The organism is Arthrobacter sp. ATA002 (assembly GCF_026898095.1).
Lineage (GTDB): Bacteria > Actinomycetota > Actinomycetes > Actinomycetales > Micrococcaceae > Arthrobacter_B.
On the sequence record NZ_CP114015.1, the window covers coordinates 548,168 to 568,374 of the forward strand.

Annotated in this window: 19 protein-coding genes and 1 pseudogene; 13 read left to right on the forward strand and 7 right to left on the reverse strand. The window is 66.6% G+C overall.

Translation table 11 applies throughout. The annotated features are described in order from the left end of the window. Position 1 precedes the first annotated feature (1 nt). The 3 genes from OL239_RS02875 to OL239_RS02885 all read left to right on the forward strand — a co-directional run bounded on the left by OL239_RS02875 (position 2) and on the right by OL239_RS02885 (position 2,373). A complete protein-coding gene (locus tag OL239_RS02875) occupies positions 2-1,036 on the forward strand; it encodes a glycine betaine ABC transporter substrate-binding protein (RefSeq protein ID WP_268910665.1) in 1,035 nt (344 codons plus the stop codon). Between the two features lie 94 nt (positions 1,037-1,130). Continuing rightward, a complete protein-coding gene (locus tag OL239_RS02880) occupies positions 1,131-1,679 on the forward strand; it encodes an acyl-CoA thioesterase (RefSeq protein WP_268910666.1) in 549 nt (182 codons plus the stop codon). 223 nt (positions 1,680-1,902) lie between these two features. Continuing rightward, positions 1,903-2,373, forward strand: a complete 471-nt coding sequence (locus OL239_RS02885) for a dihydrofolate reductase family protein (RefSeq protein ID WP_268910667.1) — start codon at positions 1,903-1,905, stop codon at positions 2,371-2,373. A 94-nt stretch (positions 2,374-2,467) separates the two neighbouring features. Here OL239_RS02885 and OL239_RS02890 read toward each other — a convergent pair whose 3' ends face one another. Further along, positions 2,468-5,125 (reverse strand): beta strand repeat-containing protein, encoded by a 2,658-nt coding sequence (locus OL239_RS02890; RefSeq protein WP_268910668.1) that lies wholly within the window; start codon positions 5,123-5,125, stop codon positions 2,468-2,470. 538 nt (positions 5,126-5,663) lie between these two features. On the opposite strand from OL239_RS02890, the gene OL239_RS02895 reads away from it, so the two are divergent. From OL239_RS02895 to OL239_RS02900, 3 genes are read left to right on the forward strand one after another with little or no spacing between them, the layout of a single operon-like run. Then, positions 5,664-7,064: an OFA family MFS transporter gene (locus tag OL239_RS02895; RefSeq protein WP_268910669.1), complete on the forward strand. Its 1,401-nt coding sequence runs from the start codon at positions 5,664-5,666 to the stop codon at positions 7,062-7,064. Beyond that, the gene (locus OL239_RS19960) at positions 7,061-7,171 is read left to right on the forward strand and encodes an MFS transporter small subunit (protein WP_442864200.1); all 111 of its coding nucleotides are present in this window, start codon (positions 7,061-7,063) and stop codon (positions 7,169-7,171) included. The genes OL239_RS02895 and OL239_RS19960 overlap by 4 nt, the downstream gene beginning before the upstream one ends. Positions 7,172-7,229: 58 nt before the next feature. Beyond that, positions 7,230-7,373 (forward strand): hypothetical protein, encoded by a 144-nt coding sequence (locus OL239_RS02900; protein ID WP_268910670.1) that lies wholly within the window; start codon positions 7,230-7,232, stop codon positions 7,371-7,373. 64 nt (positions 7,374-7,437) lie between these two features. On the opposite strand, the gene OL239_RS02905 is transcribed toward OL239_RS02900, so the two are convergent. The 5 genes and pseudogenes from OL239_RS02905 to OL239_RS02925 form a co-directional block, all read right to left on the reverse strand. After that, on the reverse strand, positions 7,438-8,586 hold the full coding sequence (locus tag OL239_RS02905; RefSeq protein ID WP_268910671.1) for a phosphotransferase family protein: 1,149 nt from the start codon (positions 8,584-8,586) through the stop codon (positions 7,438-7,440). Beyond that, on the reverse strand, positions 8,535-9,269 hold the full coding sequence (locus OL239_RS02910) for an acyl-CoA dehydrogenase family protein (protein ID WP_268910672.1): 735 nt from the start codon (positions 9,267-9,269) through the stop codon (positions 8,535-8,537). Before OL239_RS02910 ends, OL239_RS02905 begins: the two co-directional genes overlap by 52 nt. After that, positions 9,217-9,846, reverse strand: a complete 630-nt coding sequence (locus tag OL239_RS02915; protein ID WP_268910673.1) for an acyl-CoA dehydrogenase family protein — start codon at positions 9,844-9,846, stop codon at positions 9,217-9,219. Before OL239_RS02915 ends, OL239_RS02910 begins: the two co-directional genes overlap by 53 nt. Before the next feature lie 19 nt (positions 9,847-9,865). Then, a complete protein-coding gene (locus OL239_RS02920; protein WP_268910674.1) occupies positions 9,866-10,648 on the reverse strand; it encodes an SDR family oxidoreductase in 783 nt (260 codons plus the stop codon). 116 nt (positions 10,649-10,764) lie between these two features. Next, positions 10,765-12,667: pseudogene (locus OL239_RS02925) on the reverse strand (acyl-CoA dehydrogenase family protein). 317 nt (positions 12,668-12,984) lie between these two features. Here OL239_RS02925 and OL239_RS02930 point away from each other — a divergent pair. The 7 genes from OL239_RS02930 (at position 12,985) to OL239_RS02960 (ending at position 19,170) form a co-directional block, all read left to right on the forward strand. Next, positions 12,985-13,422 carry a MarR family winged helix-turn-helix transcriptional regulator gene (locus OL239_RS02930; RefSeq protein ID WP_268910675.1) on the forward strand — a complete coding sequence of 146 codons (438 nt, stop codon included), beginning with the start codon at positions 12,985-12,987 and terminating at the stop codon, positions 13,420-13,422. An 87-nt stretch (positions 13,423-13,509) separates the two neighbouring features. Further along, positions 13,510-13,848, forward strand: a complete 339-nt coding sequence (locus OL239_RS02935; protein WP_268910676.1) for a bifunctional 3-phenylpropionate/cinnamic acid dioxygenase ferredoxin subunit — start codon at positions 13,510-13,512, stop codon at positions 13,846-13,848. Positions 13,849-13,989: 141 nt separating this feature from the next. After that, the gene (locus tag OL239_RS02940; RefSeq protein WP_268910677.1) at positions 13,990-15,039 is read left to right on the forward strand and encodes an ABC transporter substrate-binding protein; all 1,050 of its coding nucleotides are present in this window, start codon (positions 13,990-13,992) and stop codon (positions 15,037-15,039) included. A gap of 78 nt (positions 15,040-15,117) precedes the next feature. Beyond that, positions 15,118-16,332, forward strand: coding sequence for a mechanosensitive ion channel family protein (locus OL239_RS02945; protein ID WP_268910678.1), 1,215 nt, complete (start codon positions 15,118-15,120; stop codon positions 16,330-16,332). Between the two features lie 119 nt (positions 16,333-16,451). Continuing rightward, a complete protein-coding gene (locus OL239_RS02950) occupies positions 16,452-16,763 on the forward strand; it encodes a PRC-barrel domain-containing protein (protein ID WP_268910679.1) in 312 nt (103 codons plus the stop codon). 107 nt (positions 16,764-16,870) lie between these two features. Then, positions 16,871-17,947 carry a YihY/virulence factor BrkB family protein gene (locus tag OL239_RS02955; RefSeq protein ID WP_268910680.1) on the forward strand — a complete coding sequence of 359 codons (1,077 nt, stop codon included), beginning with the start codon at positions 16,871-16,873 and terminating at the stop codon, positions 17,945-17,947. Between the two features lie 233 nt (positions 17,948-18,180). After that, positions 18,181-19,170, forward strand: coding sequence for an NAD(P)/FAD-dependent oxidoreductase (locus OL239_RS02960; protein WP_268910681.1), 990 nt, complete (start codon positions 18,181-18,183; stop codon positions 19,168-19,170). Here OL239_RS02960 and OL239_RS02965 read toward each other — a convergent pair. Next, on the reverse strand, positions 19,136-20,173 hold the full coding sequence (locus OL239_RS02965) for an NAD-dependent epimerase/dehydratase family protein (RefSeq protein WP_268910682.1): 1,038 nt from the start codon (positions 20,171-20,173) through the stop codon (positions 19,136-19,138). The genes OL239_RS02960 and OL239_RS02965 overlap by 35 nt on opposite strands. Positions 20,174-20,207: the final 34 nt, after the last annotated feature.

Consider the following 20,207-nt stretch of genomic DNA (forward strand, 5'->3'; position numbering starts at 1 on the left):
GATGGGCATCGAACACATGCACAGCATTGGCACGAATGCCGGCAGGAACAACCGCAGGGCGCTGGCGGCGGCCGGAGCCGCCGTCGTCGGCCTGCTCCTGGGAGGATGCGGGCTGCAGCCCGCAGCGTCCTACACGCCGGACAGCAATCCGGGCAGCATCCGCCCCATCGAGGACCTGCCCGGCGACGCGCAGCTCACCGTCGTCAGCAAGAACTTCACCGAGCAGCTGATTTTGGGAAAGGTGGCTGTGCTGACCGCCCGGGCGGCTGGTTTTGAGGTCACGGACCTGGCGAACGTGCCCGGCAGCCAGCCCGTGCGTGAACTCATGCTCAGCGGCCAGGCGGACATGGCCTGGGAATACACCGGCAGTGCATGGATCACCTATCTGGGCATGGAAACGGCCATCCCGGACCAGACCGAACAGTGGCAGGCGGTTTATGACGCGGACCTTGCCAACGGGCTGACCTGGGGCAAGCCCGCGCCGATGAACAATACCTATGCGATGGCGGTGCGGAGCGAAGCGGTGGGGGAGCTGGGCGGGATCACCAAGATGTCCGAAATTGCCGCCCTGCCGGTCCAGGAACGGACCTTCTGCCTGGAGCCCGAATTCAATTCCAGGCCGGACGGTTTCAATCCGATGGCCGAGGCGTACGGAATTCCCCGCGGAACTGCCGACGGGGTGCCGGAGGAGAACATCGGCATCTATGACACGGGGCCGGTGTACTCCGCCACGGATGAGGGTGCCTGCAACTTCGGAGAGGTCTTCACCACGGACGGGCGGATCGATTCCCTGGACCTTACGGTCCTGGAAGACGACTGGGGTTTCTTTCCGGCCTACAACGGAGCTCCGGTCTTCAATACCGCAACCCTGAAGGAGTATCCGGAGCTGGAGGACCGTTTTGCCCAGGTAACGCCGCTGCTCAGCGACGAGGTGCTTCGACAGCTGAACCTTAGGGTGGATGTGCTCGGCGAAGACCCGGCCGACGTGGCCTACAACTGGATGCTGGACGAGGGGCTCATTACTGCCGCGGACTGAGTCTGGGCGCGCTGCACGGCGCCGGGCGGCGCCACAGAGGGTGTGCGAAGAGCCGGGCAGGACAACTAAGTTACTGAGCAGTAATATAGCGTTCATGCATCTTCTCCTTCGCACCCTCCTGGTCCTCTTCCGCGCCCGCCGCCGTCCCAAGATGGGCTTCTTTGAGACGTCGTCGCTGCCCATGCGGGTGCTGCCGACGGACATCGACGTCGCCATGCACCTGAACAACGGGATGTACCTGTCGCTGATGGACCTGGGCCGTTTCGACCTGATGGTCCGCAGCGGTTTCTGGGCCGCCATGCGCCGCAACGGCTGGAACCCCGTGGTGGGAAACGAGACCATCAGCTTCCGTAAATCGCTTGAACTGGGCCAGCGCTACACGATCGAAACCAAGGTCATCGGGTTTGATGAGCGCGCCAGCTACATCGAGCAGCGGATGGTGGCCGACGGCGAAATTTACGCCCGTGCGTACATCGCCGCGCGCTTCGTGTCCAAGAAGGGGCCGGTGAGCAACGAGGAGATCTTCAAGGCGGCGGGGGTCCAGCCGCCGGCGGACCTCGAATTGCCCGAGTGGATCCGGCAATGGCGGGAGGACGGCGCCCTGCCGAGCACCCGCCGTCCGGCTCCGCACACCTGGGCTTAGTTTCCGCACGCACCATCCGTGGCCAAAACCGGGGGGACGCGTATCGCCGGCCTGCCGGGCGGCGTAAATTGGCGCCCATGACGCTTTCCCTCAACATCTTCCTAAGTCTGGACGGTGTGATGCAGGGGCCGGGTGCCGCGGAGGAGGATCGCTCCGGCGGGTTCGAACTCGGCGGATGGCTGGCGCCGCATGTGGATGCGGGCGTGGGCCGGACCGTCACGGGATGGTTCGCCAGGGGGATTCGCTGCTTCTCGGGCGGGGCACCTACGAAATGCTGCAGCCGTACTGGGAGGCTGTCGAAGATCCGAACGATCCGGTGGCCTATGCCTTCAACCATTTGCCGAAATACCTGGTCACCTCGAGCGCAGCCACCCCGACCTGGCACAACACCAAGGTGCTGACCGGGGATTTGCTCCCGGCGGTTGCGGCGCTGAGGAACCGCCGCGGCGAGGTCCAGGTCCACGGCAGCCACCAGTTGGCCCGCACGCTGCACAACGCGGGCTTGGTGGATGAATACAGGCTGCTGGTTTTTCCGGTCGTGGTCGGAGCCGGCAAGCGCCTCTTCGACACCGGGGCAGTGCCCTCCGGTTTCCGGCTCCTTGAATCCGAGACCCTGGACAGCGGAGCCCTGCACCTGAGGCTCCGGCCAATCCCCTTCGGCACTGCCGATGCTGAACCCCGCCACCGAATCTAGGGGCCGGGACCAACAGCAACGGAACACAAAACAGCGTCAGGCGGAGCCGTAATTGCGGCCCCGCCTGACGCGTGGGTAGTGGTGTCCCGCCGGGTTAGTGCTGCGACCGGCGGGAACGGCCGCTGGCCAGCATGATGAGCGGGACCATCAGCAGGAGCAGCGGGATGAGCACGGCCAGGACCTTCGGCGAAGTGACAATCTCACCGGGGGTCATGGCGGTGGTGCTGGCCCGCATCGTGTCGGCGCCTTCGGAGATCTGTCCGTTGCCGCCGTCGAGCGTCTCGCTGCCTTCGGCGAGTTTGTTGCCCTCGGCCAGCTCCGTGGCGCCGTCCAACAGGTCGCCGGTCCCGGCGGTGAGTGTCTTGCCGCCGTCGTCCAGTTTCACGACACCCTCGGCGAGGCTTCCGCTGCCGGTGACGAGCTTGCTGGTGCCTTCCGCCAGCGTGGTGGCGCCGGTTGCCAGCTTGTCGTTGCCCTCTGCAAGCGTTGCTGCTCCGGCTTCCAACGTGCCAAGACCGGTGGAGAGGGTTTGGGCGCCGGTGGCGAGCTTTTCCGCGCCGGCAACCAGTTCCGGAGTCTTGGCGGCCAGTTCGGAGGCGCCGGCATTAAGCTTGCCTGCCCCTTCAGCGATGACGCCGTTGCCTTCCGCCAATGTGCCGGCTCCGGCACGCAGCGTTCCGAGCCCGTCGGAAAGCTCCCCGGCTCCGGCGGAGAGGCTCTCAGCCCCGGTGGTCAGTGTTCCGGTGCCGGTCGCCAGCTGGCCGGCACCGGCCTCCAGTGCCTGGGTACCCGCAGCCAGGGTTTCCGCCCCGGCATTCAGGGTTCCCGCGCCTTCAGCGATGGCTCCGTTGCCCTTGACCAGGTCCCCGGCACCGGCGCGCAGCGCCGTGAGTCCGGCCGACAGGTCCGAGGCGCCGGTGGAAAGATCTCCTGCTCCGGCGTTCAACCTTTCGGCACCTGTAGCAAGGTCACCGGCGCCGAGGGCGAGGTCCGGCGTTCCCGCCGCCAGGGCCGATGCGCCGGTGTTGAGCTTGCCGGCACCGTCGGCAAGCTGCGCGTTGCCGGTTGCCAGATCCTCGGATCCGGTTTCCAGAGCAGCAGATCCGGCGGACAGCCGGCCGATGCCGGACTCCAGCGCCCCGGCGCCGTCGAGGACCTGCTGCGCACCGCCCCGAAGGGCCAGCGCGCCCTCAGCGAGCAGACCTGCACCTTCGGCTACTCCTGCCGCACCCTGACGCAGTCCGGGTTCTTCGGCCGTTCCCTGGCCGTCAAAGCCGGCCTTGATGGCGAGGATTCCACCGTGGAGGGTTTCTGCTCCGGCGGCAACCTGGGTTCCGCCGTCCTGCACCAGCGGGACGCCATCGGAGAGGGCAGCTGCGCCGGCACCGGCCGTGACCGCACCTGCACGGACCGTTTCCAACCCATCCTTGAGCTGACTGTTATAGGTGTTGGTAAACTTCGCGGCCCCGGTGGCGACTGTGTCCACGCCCGTCCTGGTAGCTTCCGCCTGCCCGGTCACTGCAGCCAGACGGCTGGCAAGCTCAGCGTCGGTAAGCGTGGCGGCGTCATTCTGCAGCGCCTGCAGTTTCGCCACCATATCGGCAGCGGCCGTTGAAGCATTTCCTGCCCCCGCGGCCACCGCGTCGGCACCGGCTGCCAACTTCTCAGCGCCGAATTGGACGGCCGGTATGCCGGCAGCAAGGGCTGCTGCACCGTCGCGCAGCTGCGGTCCGCCGTCGACCAGGGCGTTAACGCCGTTCGATAGGGCCCGTGCACCCTGCGCCAGGGCTTCCGAACCGCCCGCAGCATTGTCCACGCCGTCCCCCAACAGCTCGGCGCCGGCGTTGACGCGGTTGGCGCCGGACACGAGGTCCTTGGTGCCCTGAACTGCAGCTGCGGTTCCGTCGCGGAGCGTGGTGCTGCCGCCCCGGAGCGCTTCGGCGCCCGAAGCAAGCTCGGAGACTCCGGCATTGACCCCGGCGGCACCTTCGGCCACTTTCCTGGCTCCGGTGTTCGCGGAATCGGCGCCGGTCTTCAGGACGCCGGTACCGGACGCAATCTCCTGCGCTCCGTCGTCGGCGCGCTTGGCGCCTTCCTGCAGCAGCAGGCTCCCGTCCTCGATGCCGGCAGCGCCGACAGCAACCTGGTTTGTGCCGGCTGACAGGGCGGCGGCTCCGTCCTTGGCATTCCCGGCTCCGGTCTCCAGCTTACCTGCACCGGCTTTTGCGTCAGCAGCACCGGACCTGAGCACTCCGGCACCTGCGGCGAGCTTTCCGGCGCCGTCGCTGGCTGCTTTGGCACCGTCCCGGAGCTTGAGGCCGCCGTTGTTCAGCTCCTGGGCTCCGCCGGTGATTTTGTCGGCGCCGTCGCGAAGAGCGAGGCCGCCGTCGTTGAGCTGTCCTGCACCTGCGTTCAGTGTTTGTGCCCCTTCGGCGGCGCTGAGCGCTCCGGTGGCCAGATCTCCGGAACCGGCGGCGAGCTGGCCGGCACCGTCGGAGGCCCGTACGGCCCCGTCGCGGAGTTGGATGCCCCCGCTGGCAAGTTGTCCCGCACCCGCGTTGGCTGTCCCGGCGCCGGTGGCGAGCTTAAGCGCGCCCTCCGAAGCGGAGACGGCACCGGTCTGCAGCTTCAGCACCCCTTCATCCAAGGACACCGCACCGTCCTTCAGGGATACCGCACCGGTCTTGGCGGAGGTTATGCCCCTGGCCAAAGTGGTTGCACCGGCGTCGACCTTGTCACTCCCGGCGGACACCTTCTCCGCGCCTTCGCGGGCTTTTGCAGCCCCTTCCCTAAGGTCGCCGGCGCCTGTGGACGCCTTCGCTGAGTTCCGTTGCTTCAGCGGCAACCCTGCTGCTGAAGAGCACGAAGAAGGCGAGGAGAAGGATCAGGAACAGGGCTAGAAGGGCTGTCAGGAGAATATGCGGGCGGGAACTAGGCCTGCCGGACGGAGAACTCGTCATTGAAATTCCTTTTCTGGTCACTACCCGGTCCCGCGGCTGGGTGGGTGCGAGAGGTGCCGGTGGGCTCGGTACTCTCAGTGGCGCCGGATCGAAAGCGCCTCTTCTTTGATGACGATTTCCCCGACAGGAGTGTGATCTCCGTTACATCTAACTTACTGGTCGGTAACAAAGCAAGGGTTTCGGAAAATAAGTTACCGCCGGGTAGGTTGCGGCCGCGGTGAAATTCAGTTAGTGCCCCCGGCGTGTCAGGGCAATGGCGGCGGGCGCCATGGTGAATGCTGGCGGCAATGGCAGTTTGCAGGCACTTCACCATGCACGAGGGAGTTATGGATGAGCTGGCTTGACCGTGAAAACACCATCGCCCCGCCGGGCTTCAACCGCTGGTTAATCCCGCCGGCAGCACTGGCGGTCCACCTTTGCATTGGCCAGGTCTATGCGACGAGCGTGTACAAAAACGCACTGGTGGAACACTTTGACGCAAGCTTGACGCAGATCGGCATCATTTTTTCGGTGGCCATCGTCATGCTGGGCCTGTCGGCCGCAGTCATGGGCACCTGGGTGGACCGGAACGGCCCGCGCAAGGCGATGTTTGTGTCCGCTGTGTTTTGGACCGGTGGTTTCCTGGTTGGTGCAGCCGGGATATTCACCGACCAGCTTTGGCTCCTTTACCTCGGCTACGGAGTGATCGGCGGCATAGGGCTGGGGATCGGGTACATTTCCCCAGTCTCGACCCTGATCAAATGGTTCCCCGACAGGCCGGGGCTGGCCACCGGAATGGCCATCATGGGCTTTGGCGGCGGCGCGCTGATCGCAAGTCCGCTCTCGTCTGCCCTGCTCACTTTTTACGACCCTGATTTCGGCACTGCGGGAAGCGAGGCGGGGCAGGCTGTCGGCAAGCTCTTCCTCACCCTCGCGGCCGTGTATCTCGTCTATATGCTGTACGGAGCATGGACCATTAAGGTGCCGGCCGACGGATGGCGCCCCGAGGGATTCGACCCGGCCAAGGTGGCGAGCAAGTCCCTGGTCACCACCAACCACGTGTCCGCCGCAAACGCCATCAAGACGCGCCAGTTCTGGCTGGTATGGATCGTGCTTTTCTGCAACGTGACGGCGGGGATCGGCATCCTGGAACAGGCCGCGCCGATGATCCAGGACTTTTTCCGCCAGCCCGACGGCGTGTCCCTGGTCAGTGCGGCGGTGGCCGGCGGCTTCGTGGGGCTGCTGTCGATCGGCAACATGGGTGGACGCTTTGTTTGGTCCGCGACCTCTGACGTGATCGGCCGCAAGCGTATTTACATGGTCTACCTGGGTGCCGGAGCCGTGCTGTACCTGATGCTCTCCCTGTTCGGAAGCGTTTCCACCATCCTGTACGTCCTGCTGGCCTTCGTCATCCTGTCCTTTTACGGTGGCGGCTTCGCGACGGTGCCGGCCTACCTGCGGGACCTCTTTGGCACCTACCAGGTGGGCGCCATCCACGGCCGGCTGCTCACGGCCTGGTCCGCTGCCGGCATTGCCGGACCGCTGATCGTGAACTCCTTCCTGGATGCCCAGGGCACGCCCGGTGAACTGGATGCCGGGGCCTATCAGCCGGCCCTGCTGACGATGGTGGGACTCCTGGTCATCGGCTTCATCGCCAACCTGCTGGTGCGTCCGGTCGACGCGAAGCACCATGAGCCGCAGACGGGAACCGGTCCGGTCACAGCAACCGAGATGGAGGATGAGCACAAATGAAAAAATCCGCGAATGCACGGGTCGCATTGAGCTGGCTGCTGGTGGGTGTGCCGCTGGCGTACGGAGTCTTCCAGACCCTGTCCCGGGCCGCTGCCCTGTTCGGCTGACGCCCCGAAGCCGGGCAGGGCATGCGGGGCCGCTGCTACGGGTGAAGGAGCCAACGCGGTGTTCGACTTTGTGGCGAACCAGGCCACGATGGACCTCGGCAAGGCCACGATTCGTTCCCCGTACTGGGGCAGCCGGCCGGAACTGATTGCAGTCCTGGACCTGGCCCGCTCCAGCGGGATCAATGTGCACACCGAGGTCTAGTCCTTGGATGATGCTCCCAGGGCCTACGAAAAGCTGAAGAACAATGAGATCCTCGGGCGGGCGGTCATCGTTCCCTAATCCGCGGTGGCTCCTCATCGGCAGCGGCAGGGGACAGGCCGGCGAAGACGCGCGCCTGCTGCAGCAGCTGTGGCACGCCGGCCTCCATGGAGGGGGCAAACTGCGTGTCGCGGGGACGCTCGCCCTTGAGCCACCGGGTGTAAATGGCTTCGCAAAAAATCGACGCCTTCCACAGGGCCAGGGCCTGGTACCAGGGCAGCGCGTCGAGCGACAAGCCGGTCTGTGACTGGTAGCGCGCGATGACTTCGCTTCGCCGCAAATACCCCGGGCTGCGGGTGACGGCAGTCAGTTCCAGCGGACTCGGCGGGCTGCCCGGCTCGGCGTAGGTCGCCGTCAGGTAGCCAAGGTCGGCGAGCGGATCGCCGACGGCTGCCATTTCCCAGTCCAGGACGGCGGACACCCGCGCGGGTGCGCCGCGGTGGAACATCAGGTTCCCCGGGCGGTAGTCGCCATGGAGGACGGCAGCCTGCCGGCTGTCCGGAAGGTTGTCGGCCAGCCATCCGCCCAGGAGTGCGACGTCGGGAAGGGACCGCGTGGTGTTGATGTCCCAGAGCGCGGAGAACCGCTCCACCTGCCGGCGAAGGTAGCCTTCCGGGCGGCCGAAGGAAGCGAGGTCGCCGGCCGTTACGTCCACTTGGTGCAGCTGCACCAAAGTGTCGACGACGGCGTTGCTGGTCGCCACCCGCTGCTCCGCGGAGTTCAGCGCCGCCGGGATCGTGTTGGTGATGACGAGGCCGTCCAGATACGTCATGACATAGAACGGCACGCCGAGGACGGACTCGTCCGGGCACACCGCCAGGATGTCCGGAACGGGAACACCGCTGCCCTGCAGGATTTGCTGGATCCGCGCTTCGCGCACCATGTCGTGCGTCGACGGCGGCAGCGGAGGACGGGGCCCGCGCCGGAGCACGAAGGTGTCGCTGCCGCGCTGGATGCGGTACGTGATGTTCGACTGTCCGTCACCGATCTGCGCCCAGGACAGCGGACCTGTACCGAGATTATGGTCGTCGAGGAAGGCAGTAACCGTATCGAGGATGAGCAGGGGCGGCGAGGCCAGTGTGTCGGCGTCGGCGCGGGTGGCCACTACTTCGGTGCCGTCGGGTACGGAGAGCAGTGCCGCTGTGCCCGGTGCCATGCCCTACGCCTCGGCTGAGCTGTAGGAGGAGTGCCGTCGACGCCGGCCTGGAACGGGGCACCTTCTTCCACTGCGCGCCTCCGGGCAGCCGAGGCCCGGCGGGCAATCGCCCATTTGTGCGTTTCGTTGGAGCCGTCGTAGATGCGGAAGGCCCGCACCTCGTTGAGGTAGGACGCCAGCGGCAGGCGGTCCGAGACGCCGTCGCCGCCGCACAGCTGCAGGGATCGGTCGATCACCCGGTACACCGCCTCTGAGGTATGCGCCTTGGCTACCGAGGACAGTGCGGAACCTGCCTTGGCATCGGTGTCCAGCAGCAGGGCTGTCTTGGTGATGATGGCATCGGAGGTTTCCAGATCCATCACGTTTAGCGCCAGCATGTCCTGGGCGATGCCCAGTTCGTGCATCGCGGAGCCGAACATATGCCGGGTGTTGGTCCGGTCCAGGGCAATGTCCATGGCCCGCCGGGCCAGCCCAAGCCAGCGCATGCAGTGGGTCAGCCGGGCCGGCCCCAGGCGCACCTGGGCATACCGGAAGCCCTGGCCCGGCGCACCCAGGACGGCGGTGTCAGGCACGAAGACGTCCTCGAAGTACAGGTGCGGGTGCCCACCGCCAATGGCGCGGTCCATGGTGTTAATTTGGTCGCCAATGCGTACGCCGGGGGCATCCATGTCCACCAGCAGCATGGTGGCCCCGGCTGGGGCGGCATCCTCGTGCGGAAGCATCGAGGGCGGGGGTGCGGACCATGACGATGCAGAAGGAGGCGTTGTTGGCGCCGCTGGTGAAGCGCTTGTGGCCGTTGATGACCCAGCCGCCATCCACTTTCGCCGCAGCGGACTGCAGTGCGGCCGGATCCGACCCGGCGCCCGGGTGGGGCTCGGTCATTCCGAAGCAGGAGCGTACCCCGCCGGCCACCAGCGGACGCAGATACCGCTCCTTCTGCTCTTCCGTGCCGATCAGTCCAAGCATGTGCATGTTGCCTTCATCGGGTGCCTGGCAGTTCAGGACCGTCGGGCCGATGAGCGAGTACCCGGCCTCCTGGAAGACCGGGGACCAGAACCGGAGCGGCAGGTCCTGTCCGCCGTAGTCCTTCGGCGCATGCGGTGCGAAGACGCCGGCGGTCCGCGCCGCGGCGCGCAGCCGCCCGAGGGTGGTCTCGTCCAGCCGTTCGCCGGGAGCGGGTTCGGCCGGCATGACCACGGACCGGATGAAGTCCCGGGTGCGGATCCGCAGGTCCTCGGCATCGGGTGGCAGGGTGTCCATGAAGGTGTTCCTTTGCTGTTCAGGCGTTGCCGCCGGCGGCCAGCAGGCCGCCGTCGAGGTTTAGGATCTGGCCGGTGATCCAGGCTGCGTCGTCGGAGGCCAGGAACGCCGCAGCGGCGGCCACATCCCCGGGGGTGCCGAGCCGGCCGAGGGGGTACGCGGCGGCCACCTGTTCTTCCCGCCCTTCATACAGTGCGCGGGCAAACTGTGTCTTCACGACGGCCGGTGCGAGGGCGTTAACCCGGATGGCAGGTCCCAGCTCCACGGCCAGCGACCGGGTGAGCTGCTCGATGGCGGCCTTGCTGATGCCGTAGAAGCTGATGCCCGGAGACGGCGTCTGCGCGCTGACGGAGGACAGGTTGATCACCGATCCGCCGCGGCCGGCAAAATCGAGCTTTGCGTGGTGATAGGCGTCCTGCACCCAGCCAAGCGTGCCGTAGAGGTTGACGTCGATAATCTTGCGGGCCGCTTCCGGGTCCAGGTCCATCAGCGGCCCATACACCGGGTTGATGCCTGCGTTGTTGACGAGAATGTCCAAGTGGCCGAAGACGCCGGCCACCGTGTCGAGGACCTCGGCGCGGTGCGCGGCGTCGTCCGATTTGCCGGCCACCGCCAGCACCGACCCCTGCGGGAAGGACGCCGCGGCTTCGTGCAGCGGATCCTGCCGGCGGGCCGTAATGCAGACCCGGGCGCCCTCGGCAGCGAGGCGCCGGGCAACGGCAAGGCCGATGCCGCGGCTGGCTCCGGTGACGACGGCGGTCTTGCCCTCCAGCCGATGAGCGCTGACGCTGTTTTCCTGCACTGGAGCTCCTCTGTGGATACTGACTAACCAACCGCTCGGTATGGCGGCCGCTACCGCCAGTCTGGAGCAGCGCCCCGGGCGTGTCAAGCATCACACCGTGGCGTCGGCGCAGCAGTTCAGCGGTACCGCCGGTGCAGGTTCTCGCCGGCATCGGGACCGTTGGCCCATTCTGATATCCAGGGCCCGGTTCCTTCGGATTGGTCCAGCACGCCCTCCTCCAGCCAGGTGTACCGGCCGCCGAGGACGCCCTTGGCAAGGCGCCGGTCCCCGGCGTCGGAGTTCCGCCACAGGTCCTTAAAGAGCGTGTCGGTCCGCACCCGGGACTGGGCACAGAACGCCTCCGCCAGTTCATAGGCCTGGGCGCCCTCGGCGGGGCTGCTCAGGCGCAGGGTTTCGGCGCGCATGCACACTGCTGACATGGCGAACAGCTCCGCACCGATGTCCACGATCCGGCCCAGGAAGACCTGGTGGTGCTCCAGTCCGGCCTGCCACCGGGCCATGCCGTAGAAGGTGGAGCGGGCAAGCCGGCGGGAGGCGCGGTCCGCATAGCGCAGATACCCGGCGAGCGGGCCGAACTCGGCATATGCGGTGGGGACCGAACCTCGTCCGGCGGCGAGGGTGGGAAGCCAGCGTCCGTAGAACCCGCTCGCTTTCGCGGCTGCCCGGGCTTTCCTGCCCAGGGGAGCATCGGCGACGGCGAGGTCGCCGGCGGCCTTCAAATGGGCGTCGACGGCCTCACGGGCGATCAGCAGATGCATAATTTCCGTACTGCCTTCAAAGACCCGGTTGATCCGCAGGTCGCGCAGCTGCTGCTCGGCCGGCACGGCCCGCTCGCCCCGCGCAGCCAGCGAGTCCGCTGTTTCGAAGCCGCGGCCGCCGCGGATTTGCACCAGCTCGTCACCAACCCGGTAAGCCATCTCGGAGGCCCACAGCTTCGCCAGGGCCGCTTCGATCCGAATGTCCTTGGTTCCGGCGTCGGCCATGCTTGCCGACAGTTCAAAGACGCTTTCCAGCGCAAAAGCGGTGCCGGCGATGAACGCTACCTTTTTGGCCACTGCCTCGTGCTGCCCAATGGGCCGCCCCCACTGCTCACGGGTCCCGGTCCAGCCGCGGGCGATCTTCACGGACCATTTCGCGGATGCCGCGCACAGGGCGGGGATGGACAACCGGCCTGTGTTCAGCGTGGTCAGGGCGATCTTCAGGCCCTGCCCCTCCCGGCCCAGCCGGTTCGCTGCGGGGACCCGGACGCCGCGGAGCCGGGTGACTCCGTTCTCGATGCCGCGCAGGCCCATGAAATTGTTCCGGTTCTCCACGGTGATGCCCGGGGAGTCCATTTCGACCACGAAGGCGCTGATGCCGCCCTTCAGACCCGTGCGGCGGCACGGCAGCCATCACCACCACGAGTTCCGCGATCACGCCGTTGGTGGTCCACAGCTTGACGCCGTCCAGGACGTACTCGCTGCCGTCTTCGGAAAGCACAGCGGTGGCGCGCATCCGCGCGGGGTCGGACCCGACGTCGGGCTCCGTCAGCAGGAAGGCGGAAATGGCACCGGTGGCGCAGCGGGGCAGGTATTCCTCCTTCTGCGCGTCGGTGCCAAAGACCTTGACCGGCTCCGGCACGCCAATGGACAGGTGTGCGGAAACCAGGGCGCCGAGGCTGGGGTGCACCGACCCCAGGAGCATGAGGGCACGGCCGTAGGCGAGCAGGGACAGGCCGAGGCCGGCGTACTGCCGCGGAATCTTCATGCCAAAAACGCCCAGCTCGGTCAGGTCCCGAAGGTAGCCGTCCGGAATCACCCCGGTCCGTTCGATCAGCCGGCCATCCAGGGTGGCGCAGTAGGCGGCGAGCCGGTCCAGAAAGTCGCGTTCCCGGATTACCGCCTCCGGGTCCACCGGATGCGGGCGGATGAGATCGAGGTTGTAGCTGCCCATGTAGATGCCCTTGGCGAAGCTGGGGCGCAGGTCCTCGGCGATGCGGGAATCCTCGGCAAGTGCGCGGGCATCCTGGGCGGTGACCACACGCTCCTTAACCTCCCGGACACCGTCGTTGCCGGTGTTAGGTGCACCCTGCAAGTCTTTTGTGCTCATGGCAGTTCCCCTCGGTCCGGGCTGCGCCAGGCAGCCTCCGGTGGCTGTGCCGCACCAGCCTACGCTCCGCCGGTGCGTGGAGTAAGGGTGTCCGGGCGGCGGAGTGAAACGGGTCCGTCCCGGCCTGTTCCGTGACGCTGATTCTTGACAAGTGACCCCCTTAAGGCGTTGGAATGGTAAGCACACTGATTATTTCCGATGTTTGCCGGAGGCCTCTGACGGGGATATGGATGCAGGGAAGCAGGCTGATGCATAACGAGAGGGATTGGGAAGCCGTACGGTTGCTTTCGACGGCCGCCCGGCTGGTGCGCCGGGAAGTGGACAACCGGCTGCGGGAAGTAGGGCTGACGCAGGAGCGCGTCACGGTGCTGCGGGTGCTGGTGGCGGACGGGCCGATGAAGCGGGCGGAGCTGGCCCGCCGGCTGCGGGTCACAGCGCAGACGCTGGGCACCTCGCTGGTGGTGATGGCACGCCAGGGACTGGTGGGCGAGCTGCCGCCCGGTCCTGATGGAACGGCACGTCGAGTCGTGGACATCTCCGACCATGGGCGCCGGATGCTGCTGCAGGCCGATGAGATTGAACGCGCCGGGTTTACGGCCGATATACGGCCAGAGCTCCGCCGGGAGCTGATCAGCCTGATCCAGGAGCTGGAAGTGCACCGGGCCGGTGCATCGGCGTCGCTGTAGCCCGGAGCGCAGGCCTGCCGCCGGCAGGGGTAACGTGATAAGGAACCAGTGAAAACGTCACGGCCCCGGGCCGGAAGAGGATAAAAGATGAGTGAAGGCATTCGGATTGCGGCCGTGGAGGACATCGGCGAAGGAACTGCGGTCAAGGTCGACGCCGAGGTCGCGGGGACTGCGGATGACGTTGCCGTTTTCCGCAGTGACAACGGCAGCTTCTATGCCCTCAATGACACCTGCACGCACGAGGATGCATCCCTCTCCGAGGGGTGGATCGAAGACACCGAGGTTGAATGCCCCGTTCACTCGGCCAGGTTCTGCCTGCGGACCGGTGAAGCGCTCTGCCTTCCGGCCCTGATAAACGCCACGACACATCGGGTGGAGGTGCGCGGCGGTGACGTGTACCTGCACCCCGGGGAAGCTCCTGAATAGTCTTCGCCGGCGGGGCGGCTAATAGGCAAGACGGATGTTGCGTAATTGGGGGAAGGCTAGGATAGCCTTACTTTTGTCCGGCATTTCGGACGCAGGTCAGAGTGCAAACTTTCCTTCCCCTCAGTTTCAAGGAGCCCCCCCATGGCCCTGTTCCGGATCCGCCGCGCCGCGGCTGTTGCCGCCGTTGCCGTACTGTCCCTGTCCGCCTGCTCGACGGGATCAACCGGAGGCGGAAGCGAGGCCGGCGGCAATTCCGCCGCCGCCGCTGATGCTTTTCCCGTCACCATCGAGCATGCCTATGGCGAAACTACGATCGACTCGGCGCCCGAACGGGTGGCCGCCGTGGCGTGGTCGAATGCGGACGCCGCGCTGGCCCTCGGCGTCGTTCCGGTGGGCATGCCCACCATCGAATACGGTGGCAATGAACGGGGTACCACGCCCTGGATCGACGGGGCGCTGGACGAGCTCGGTGCTCCGATCGGCTCCGCTGACGCCCCGGCCCAGTATTCCGAGGCGGACGGCATCGCCTTCGACGACGTCGCGGCAACCAATCCCGATGTCATTCTGGCTGCCTTCTCCGGCCTGTCACAGGAGGACTACGACAAGCTTTCCAGGATTGCGCCCGTGGTGGCCTATCCGGAAGCTCAATGGGGCACGCCGTGGCAGGAAACCATCGCAATGACCGGTGATGCCCTGGGCCTGTCCGGCAAGGCGGACGAGCTGATTGCCGAGACCGAGCAGTCGATTCGGGATACCGCCGCTGAGTACCCCGAGCTTGAAGGCAAGACGTTCATCTACGGAAATCTCGCTCCGGCGAACACCTCCATCTACACGGGCCTGGACAACCGGCCCAAATTCCTCACCGAGCTCGGCATGGTCCAGGCGCCTGTCGTGGAGGAAAATGCACCCGGGGGCGAGTTCTTCTACCCGTGGGCCGATGAAAATGCCAACCAGCTGGAGTCGGATATCTTCGTCACCTGGGTGCTCGACGACGCCGCCGCGGCGGCACTCACTACGGACCCGCTGCTGGGCCAAATTCCGGCCGTAAAGAACGGCGGGCTGGTTGCGGACTCCAACGCCGAGCGGGTCTTTGCCGTCTCCGCCATCAGCGTGCTCAGCATTCCGTATGCCCTCGACAACGTGGTGCCCATGATCGCCGAGGCAGCGGCAGCGGTGGACAGCGGCAGCTAGGTTTGTCCCCAACCTGCAGCCGTCCCGGGGTCCCGTCGATTGGACAGGACCCCCGGGTCAGCTGACACGATCGGATGCATGCAAGATCTGCTCAGTGTTGCCTCCAGCCTCAAGCCCGTCTTCGCCGTGCTGCTCGCCGTGGGGGCAGCCCTGCTGCTGGCCCGGATCGTTCGGGAATCGATGGCCCGGATCTTCCGGCGTGTTCCCCGCATCCGCGAAGCCATCGCTCTGGGCCGCAATCCGCTGCGCCTGGTGCTGTCCCTCATCGGAATCCGGATCGGCCTCGCCGCCACCGCTGCGGGCGCCGGCTGGTTTCCTCCCGTCAGTTACGTCCTGACGCTGGGCCTGATTGCCGCGCTGGCCTGGCTGGCCGTCGTCGTCGTGCTCATCATGGAAGTGATGCTGCTCAGCAAGTACTCGACGGACACCAGGGACAACCGCCGGATGCGCCGGCTGAAAACCCAGGTGATGCTGGGACGGCGGGTGAGCGTGGCGGTCATTGTCACCGTCGCTGTCGCCTGCGTCCTGCTGACCATTCCCGAAGTCCGTGCGCTCGGTGCCGGTATCCTCGCTTCCGCCGGCCTGATCTCCATCGTCGCCGGCCTTGCGGTGCAGAGCACCCTGACCAACGTCTTTGCCGGGATGCAGCTGGCCTTCACCGACGCCATCCGGGTTGACGACGTCGTTGTCGTGGAAACCCAGTGGGGAACCATCGAGGAAATCACCATGACCTATGTGGTGGTGCACCTGTGGGATGACCGCCGGCTGATCCTGCCCTCGACCTACTTCACGACGACCCCGTTCGAAAATTGGACGCGCAAGCAGTCGGCCATTCTGGGCACAGTCGAACTGGATCTGGACTGGCGGGCCCCGGTGGGTGACCTGCGGACCCACCTGAAGGAGACCCTCGCGGGAACCGAGCTGTGGGACGGCCGCACCGGGGTGCTTCAGATTACGGATGCGGTCAACAGCTTGGTGCGCGTGCGCATCCTGGTCAGTGCGGCGGACAGCGGGGCGCTTTTCGACCTGCGCTGCCTGGTGCGTGAAGCGATGGTGACGTACCTGCAGGAGCAGCATCCCGTGGCGCTGCCGCGCCAGCGCTGGGAGGAAGTCCGGGCCAAGGGCCCGGAGCTGCGCCGCGCGCCCCGCTCCTCCGCCGGCGGAGCGGCCGAAGACACCAGCACTTCGCAGTTTTTCACCGGCTCAATTGAAGCCGTGGACCGCCGGCATTCCTTTGCCGGGCCGGGTAAGCAGGTTTTCGATGAGCGCGAAGGGAACTCCGCGGATGACTAGCCGGGAGCGGTGTCCCGCTTCGATCGGTTGACAGACGCTGATCCTTCTGGCTGGCTGGCACCAGGGCCCGGAACTTTCAGCCGGGCCGGCCGGCAGTGAATCGGAGAAGGGGAACAGCCATGGCAGACGAGTTTGTGGTTCACGAAATTCAGGGCGCCACTGTTTGGGCCAAGGACGGGGAACGGCTGGGGCTGGTGGGGCAGGTGCACCTGGACCGGGCCACCGGGGAGCCCGAGTGGGTTACCGTTGCCCTGGGCCTGTTTGAAACACGGCAGCATTTTGTTCCGCTGGCCGGGGCGCGCCGCGACGACGACGACATTTACGTCAACTTCAGCCGGGAGGCGGTCGATGACTCACCTGTCGTGGATCCCGACGGCGCCCTCAGTCCAGAAGAGGAAACACTGCTCACGGACTACTACAAGAAGTTCTGACTCAGGCGGCCGGAAGAGGCCGCGGACGCGGCGCGAAGTCCTTTGGTGGTAAGTCTCCTTACCAATAGGATGAAGGTCTGCAGTTCACCACATCCCAGGAGGCCGTCATGGCGCAGCAGGACACGGGAGGACGGGCCCAAGCGGCGCCGGATCCCGAACACGCGAGCAAGCCGGACAGTCCGGCCGAGGTCACCAAACCCAGCTGGAAGTACATCCTGCGCAAGACGGTCCGGGAGTTCAGCAAGGACCAGTGCACCGACCTCGCCGCCGCGCTGACCTACTACACGGTGCTGGCAATGTTCCCGGCCCTGCTGGCCCTGGTGTCGATACTTGGCCTGGTGGGGCAGGCTGAGAGCACCACCGGAACCATGCTCGAGTTCCTCGAGGAGTTCGCCCCGGGCAGCGCCGTGGATGTCCTGGAAGGTCCGATTACGCAGCTGACGACTTCCGGCGCCGCAGGCTTCGCACTGATTGTCGGTGTTGCCGGTGCGCTTTGGTCCGCTTCCGGTTACGTGAAGGCCTTCGGGCGGTCCATGAACCGCATCTACGAAGTTGATGAAGGCCGCCCGGCCTGGAAACTGCTGCCCACCCAGCTCCTGGTAACGCTCGTGCTGATCCTGCTGGTCGCGGCGCTGCTCATGATGCTGGTGGTCAGCGGACCCATTGCCGAGACACTGGGCAACGTAATTGGTCTGGGCCCGGAGGCGCTGCTTGTCTGGAACCTCGCAAAGTGGCCGGTCATGGTGCTGTTTGCGGTGCTGGTCATCGCCGTCCTGTACTACGCCACCCCGAACGTGAAGCAGCCAAAGTTCCGCTGGATGAGCATGGGCGCCCTGATTGCGCTGGTCGTCCTGGCCATCGTGACCCTGGGCTTCAGCTTCTACGTGGCGAACTTCGGCAACTACAACGCCACCTATGGCGCCATCGGTGGTGTGATCGTCCTGCTGCTGTGGCTCTGGCTGGCCAACCTGTCGCTGCTGTTTGGGGCCGAGTTTGACGCCGAGATTGAGCGGGGCCGCGAACTCCAGGCCGGAATCCAGGCCGAAGAGACCGTGCAGCTGCCGCCGCGGGACACCCGGCAGACGGAGAAGCGCCAGGAGCAGATGGAGGAGGACGTCGAGCAGGGCCGGAAGCTGCGCCAGCAGCACGCCGGCAAGGACTACGACGACCACCTCCACGAGTAATCCATCCCTCAGCTGGACGAGGGTTACTTGCCTGCGCGGATGCACCGCAAGGTGGTGCTGAGGAACACGAACAGCAGCAGAACCACGGTTTCGGCCAGGGACGCCAGCCCGCCGGTCATCGCCAGGACCTACCCGGCGCACGTCGAGGACCTCTTCGGCACTTGGCCGAGACCAAAGTTTAGGCCAATTATAAGGGTGCTGATGATTTCCGAAATCTGGTGTAAAAATGATTCATGGTCTCTGCGCCCGGTCTCCGTTTCCCCCAGTACGACGTCGTCATCATCGGCGGCGGGATCGCCGGCCTCACAGCGGCGGAGGTGCTTGGCCGGGCCCGCCGGCGAGTCGCCGTCGTGGACGCCGGCCGGCCCCGCAACGCTCCGGCAGGCCATGTCCACGGCTTTCCGTCGCGGGACGGGATTGCGCCCCGGGAGCTCCTGAGACTGTGCCGGGCGGAGCTGGAACGGTACGACGTGGACCTCATCGACGCGGAGGTCACCGGCCTGGCGGCGGACCGCACCGTGGAACTGGAGGACGGCCGGATCCTGCGCGGGCGGCACGCGGTGGTGGCCTCCGGCCTCCGCGATGTGCTCCCGGACATTGACGGAGCGGCCGAACGCTGGGGCCGGGACCTGCTGCAGTGCCCCTACTGCCACGGCTGGGAAGTCGCGGACAGCCCCCTGGCTGTCCTGGGCGCGGGACCTGATTCCGTGCAGCAGGCCTTCCTGGTGCGCAGCTTCTCGGCCGAGGTCACACTCATTTGCGGGGAGGGGCTGGAGCTCAGCGGCGCGGACACTGCGGCGCTCGCGGCCATGGGCATAACGGTGGTGGAGGGCACGGCGGCCGGGCTGCAGGTGCAGGACGATGCGCTGGCGGCGGTGGTCCTCGACGACGGGCGGACCGTGCCGTGCCGGGCCGTGTTTTGTGAACCCGGCGCCGCCGTGGACCCCGTGCTCTCGGGGGTGCCCGGCTGTACGCGGGACGCCGACGGCTGCCTTGAGACGGATGAGGCGGGACGGACGGGGGCCGACCGCATCTGGGCGGTCGGCAACGTTACCGACCCCTCGAGCCAGGTGGTGGCCGCCGCCGGAGATGCCTACCGCCTGGCGGTGGCGCTGAACGCAGCGCTGCTGGAGGAAGACGTTGCGGCTGCGGTCCGGGCGGCGGAGACGGCAGCGGGGCCGCCGCGGCTCAGCGCCGGGGAGCCAGCAGCGGCGACCCGGTAACGCCCTCTCCGCCGGACATTCCATCCAGGACATACCGCAGTGATTCGACGGATGTTTTCTGCGGGCGCCAGCCCAGCAGCTCCCTGGCCCGGGACGTGTCCATGAGCGGAGCCCCCGCCGCCATGTCAATCCAGCCGGGATCGGTGCGCTGCAGGTGCGCGGCCCAGGTGAGGCCGACGACGGCGCGCACCAGTTTCACCGGCACGTTCAGCAGCCGCCGGGCACCGAGGACGCCGGCCAGCAGCTCCGGGGTGATCACCGGATCTGCGGCAATGTTGAAGGCGCCCTCCGCGCGCTGGTCCACCACCCGCCAGTACGCATCGGCAATGTCATCGCCGTGGACAACCTGGAACGAGAATTCCTTCGGCAGCGGAATCAACGGCAGCCTGAGCTTATTCAGGATGAACTTCGGCACCAGCGGCCCCAGGAAGTAATTGCCGATCTCGGTTCCGGCGTCCGAGGAGAAAATCAGTCCGGGGCGCAGCCGGGCGACGGGAATCTCGGGATACTCCCGCTCGAACTTATCCAGCAGGGCTTCCTGTTCACCCTTGTGGCGGCTGTAGTGGGAACTGGCGATGCCGCGCGCGGGCCAGGACTCATCGGTGAGCCGGTCCTTCGGGGCGGGGGAGTACGCGCCCACCGAGGACGCGCAGACAAACTGGCGCACTCCCGCCGCGGCCGCCGCGGCAAGGGCGTTTTCGGTGCCGTGCACATTAATCCGGTGCAGTTCGGCTTCATCCCGGTTCGGCTGGATGGCCCAGGCGAGGTGTACGACGGCGTCCGCGCCGCGCAGTGCTTCGGTGAGCTTTTCCCGGCCATCTCCGGTGGCGATGTCGATGCTGTGCCACTGGACGCCGTCGTACGGCGGGACGGTGGTCTCCGGCACCCGCCGGGCGATGCCTGCGATCTCCAGGCCCTCCGGGCGTTCACCGCGCGCCTGCGCGAGCCGGCGCAGCAGGGCTGTACCGACATTCCCGGTTGCTCCGATAACAGCTACTCGCATCTGGCTGGGTCCTTCCCCGCCGAAGGTTCCGCAC

Coding starts and splice junctions, on each gene's coding strand:
- OL239_RS02875 (WP_268910665.1), top strand. CDS start 2: ATGGGCATCGAACACATGCACAGCATTGGCACGAATGCCGGCAGGAAC.
- OL239_RS02880 (WP_268910666.1), top strand. CDS start 1,131: ATGCATCTTCTCCTTCGCACCCTCCTGGTCCTCTTCCGCGCCCGCCGC.
- OL239_RS02885 (WP_268910667.1), top strand. CDS start 1,903: ATGGTTCGCCAGGGGGATTCGCTGCTTCTCGGGCGGGGCACCTACGAA.
- OL239_RS02895 (WP_268910669.1), top strand. CDS start 5,664: ATGAGCTGGCTTGACCGTGAAAACACCATCGCCCCGCCGGGCTTCAAC.
- OL239_RS19960 (WP_442864200.1), top strand. CDS start 7,061: ATGAAAAAATCCGCGAATGCACGGGTCGCATTGAGCTGGCTGCTGGTG.
- OL239_RS02905 (WP_268910671.1), bottom strand. CDS start 8,586: ATGGCACCGGGCACAGCGGCACTGCTCTCCGTACCCGACGGCACCGAA.
- OL239_RS02910 (WP_268910672.1), bottom strand. CDS start 9,269: ATGCTGCTGGTGGACATGGATGCCCCCGGCGTACGCATTGGCGACCAA.
- OL239_RS02915 (WP_268910673.1), bottom strand. CDS start 9,846: ATGGACACCCTGCCACCCGATGCCGAGGACCTGCGGATCCGCACCCGG.
- OL239_RS02930 (WP_268910675.1), top strand. CDS start 12,985: ATGCATAACGAGAGGGATTGGGAAGCCGTACGGTTGCTTTCGACGGCC.
- OL239_RS02935 (WP_268910676.1), top strand. CDS start 13,510: ATGAGTGAAGGCATTCGGATTGCGGCCGTGGAGGACATCGGCGAAGGA.
- OL239_RS02940 (WP_268910677.1), top strand. CDS start 13,990: ATGGCCCTGTTCCGGATCCGCCGCGCCGCGGCTGTTGCCGCCGTTGCC.
- OL239_RS02945 (WP_268910678.1), top strand. CDS start 15,118: ATGCAAGATCTGCTCAGTGTTGCCTCCAGCCTCAAGCCCGTCTTCGCC.
- OL239_RS02950 (WP_268910679.1), top strand. CDS start 16,452: ATGGCAGACGAGTTTGTGGTTCACGAAATTCAGGGCGCCACTGTTTGG.
- OL239_RS02955 (WP_268910680.1), top strand. CDS start 16,871: ATGGCGCAGCAGGACACGGGAGGACGGGCCCAAGCGGCGCCGGATCCC.
- OL239_RS02960 (WP_268910681.1), top strand. CDS start 18,181: ATGGTCTCTGCGCCCGGTCTCCGTTTCCCCCAGTACGACGTCGTCATC.
- OL239_RS02965 (WP_268910682.1), bottom strand. CDS start 20,173: ATGCGAGTAGCTGTTATCGGAGCAACCGGGAATGTCGGTACAGCCCTG.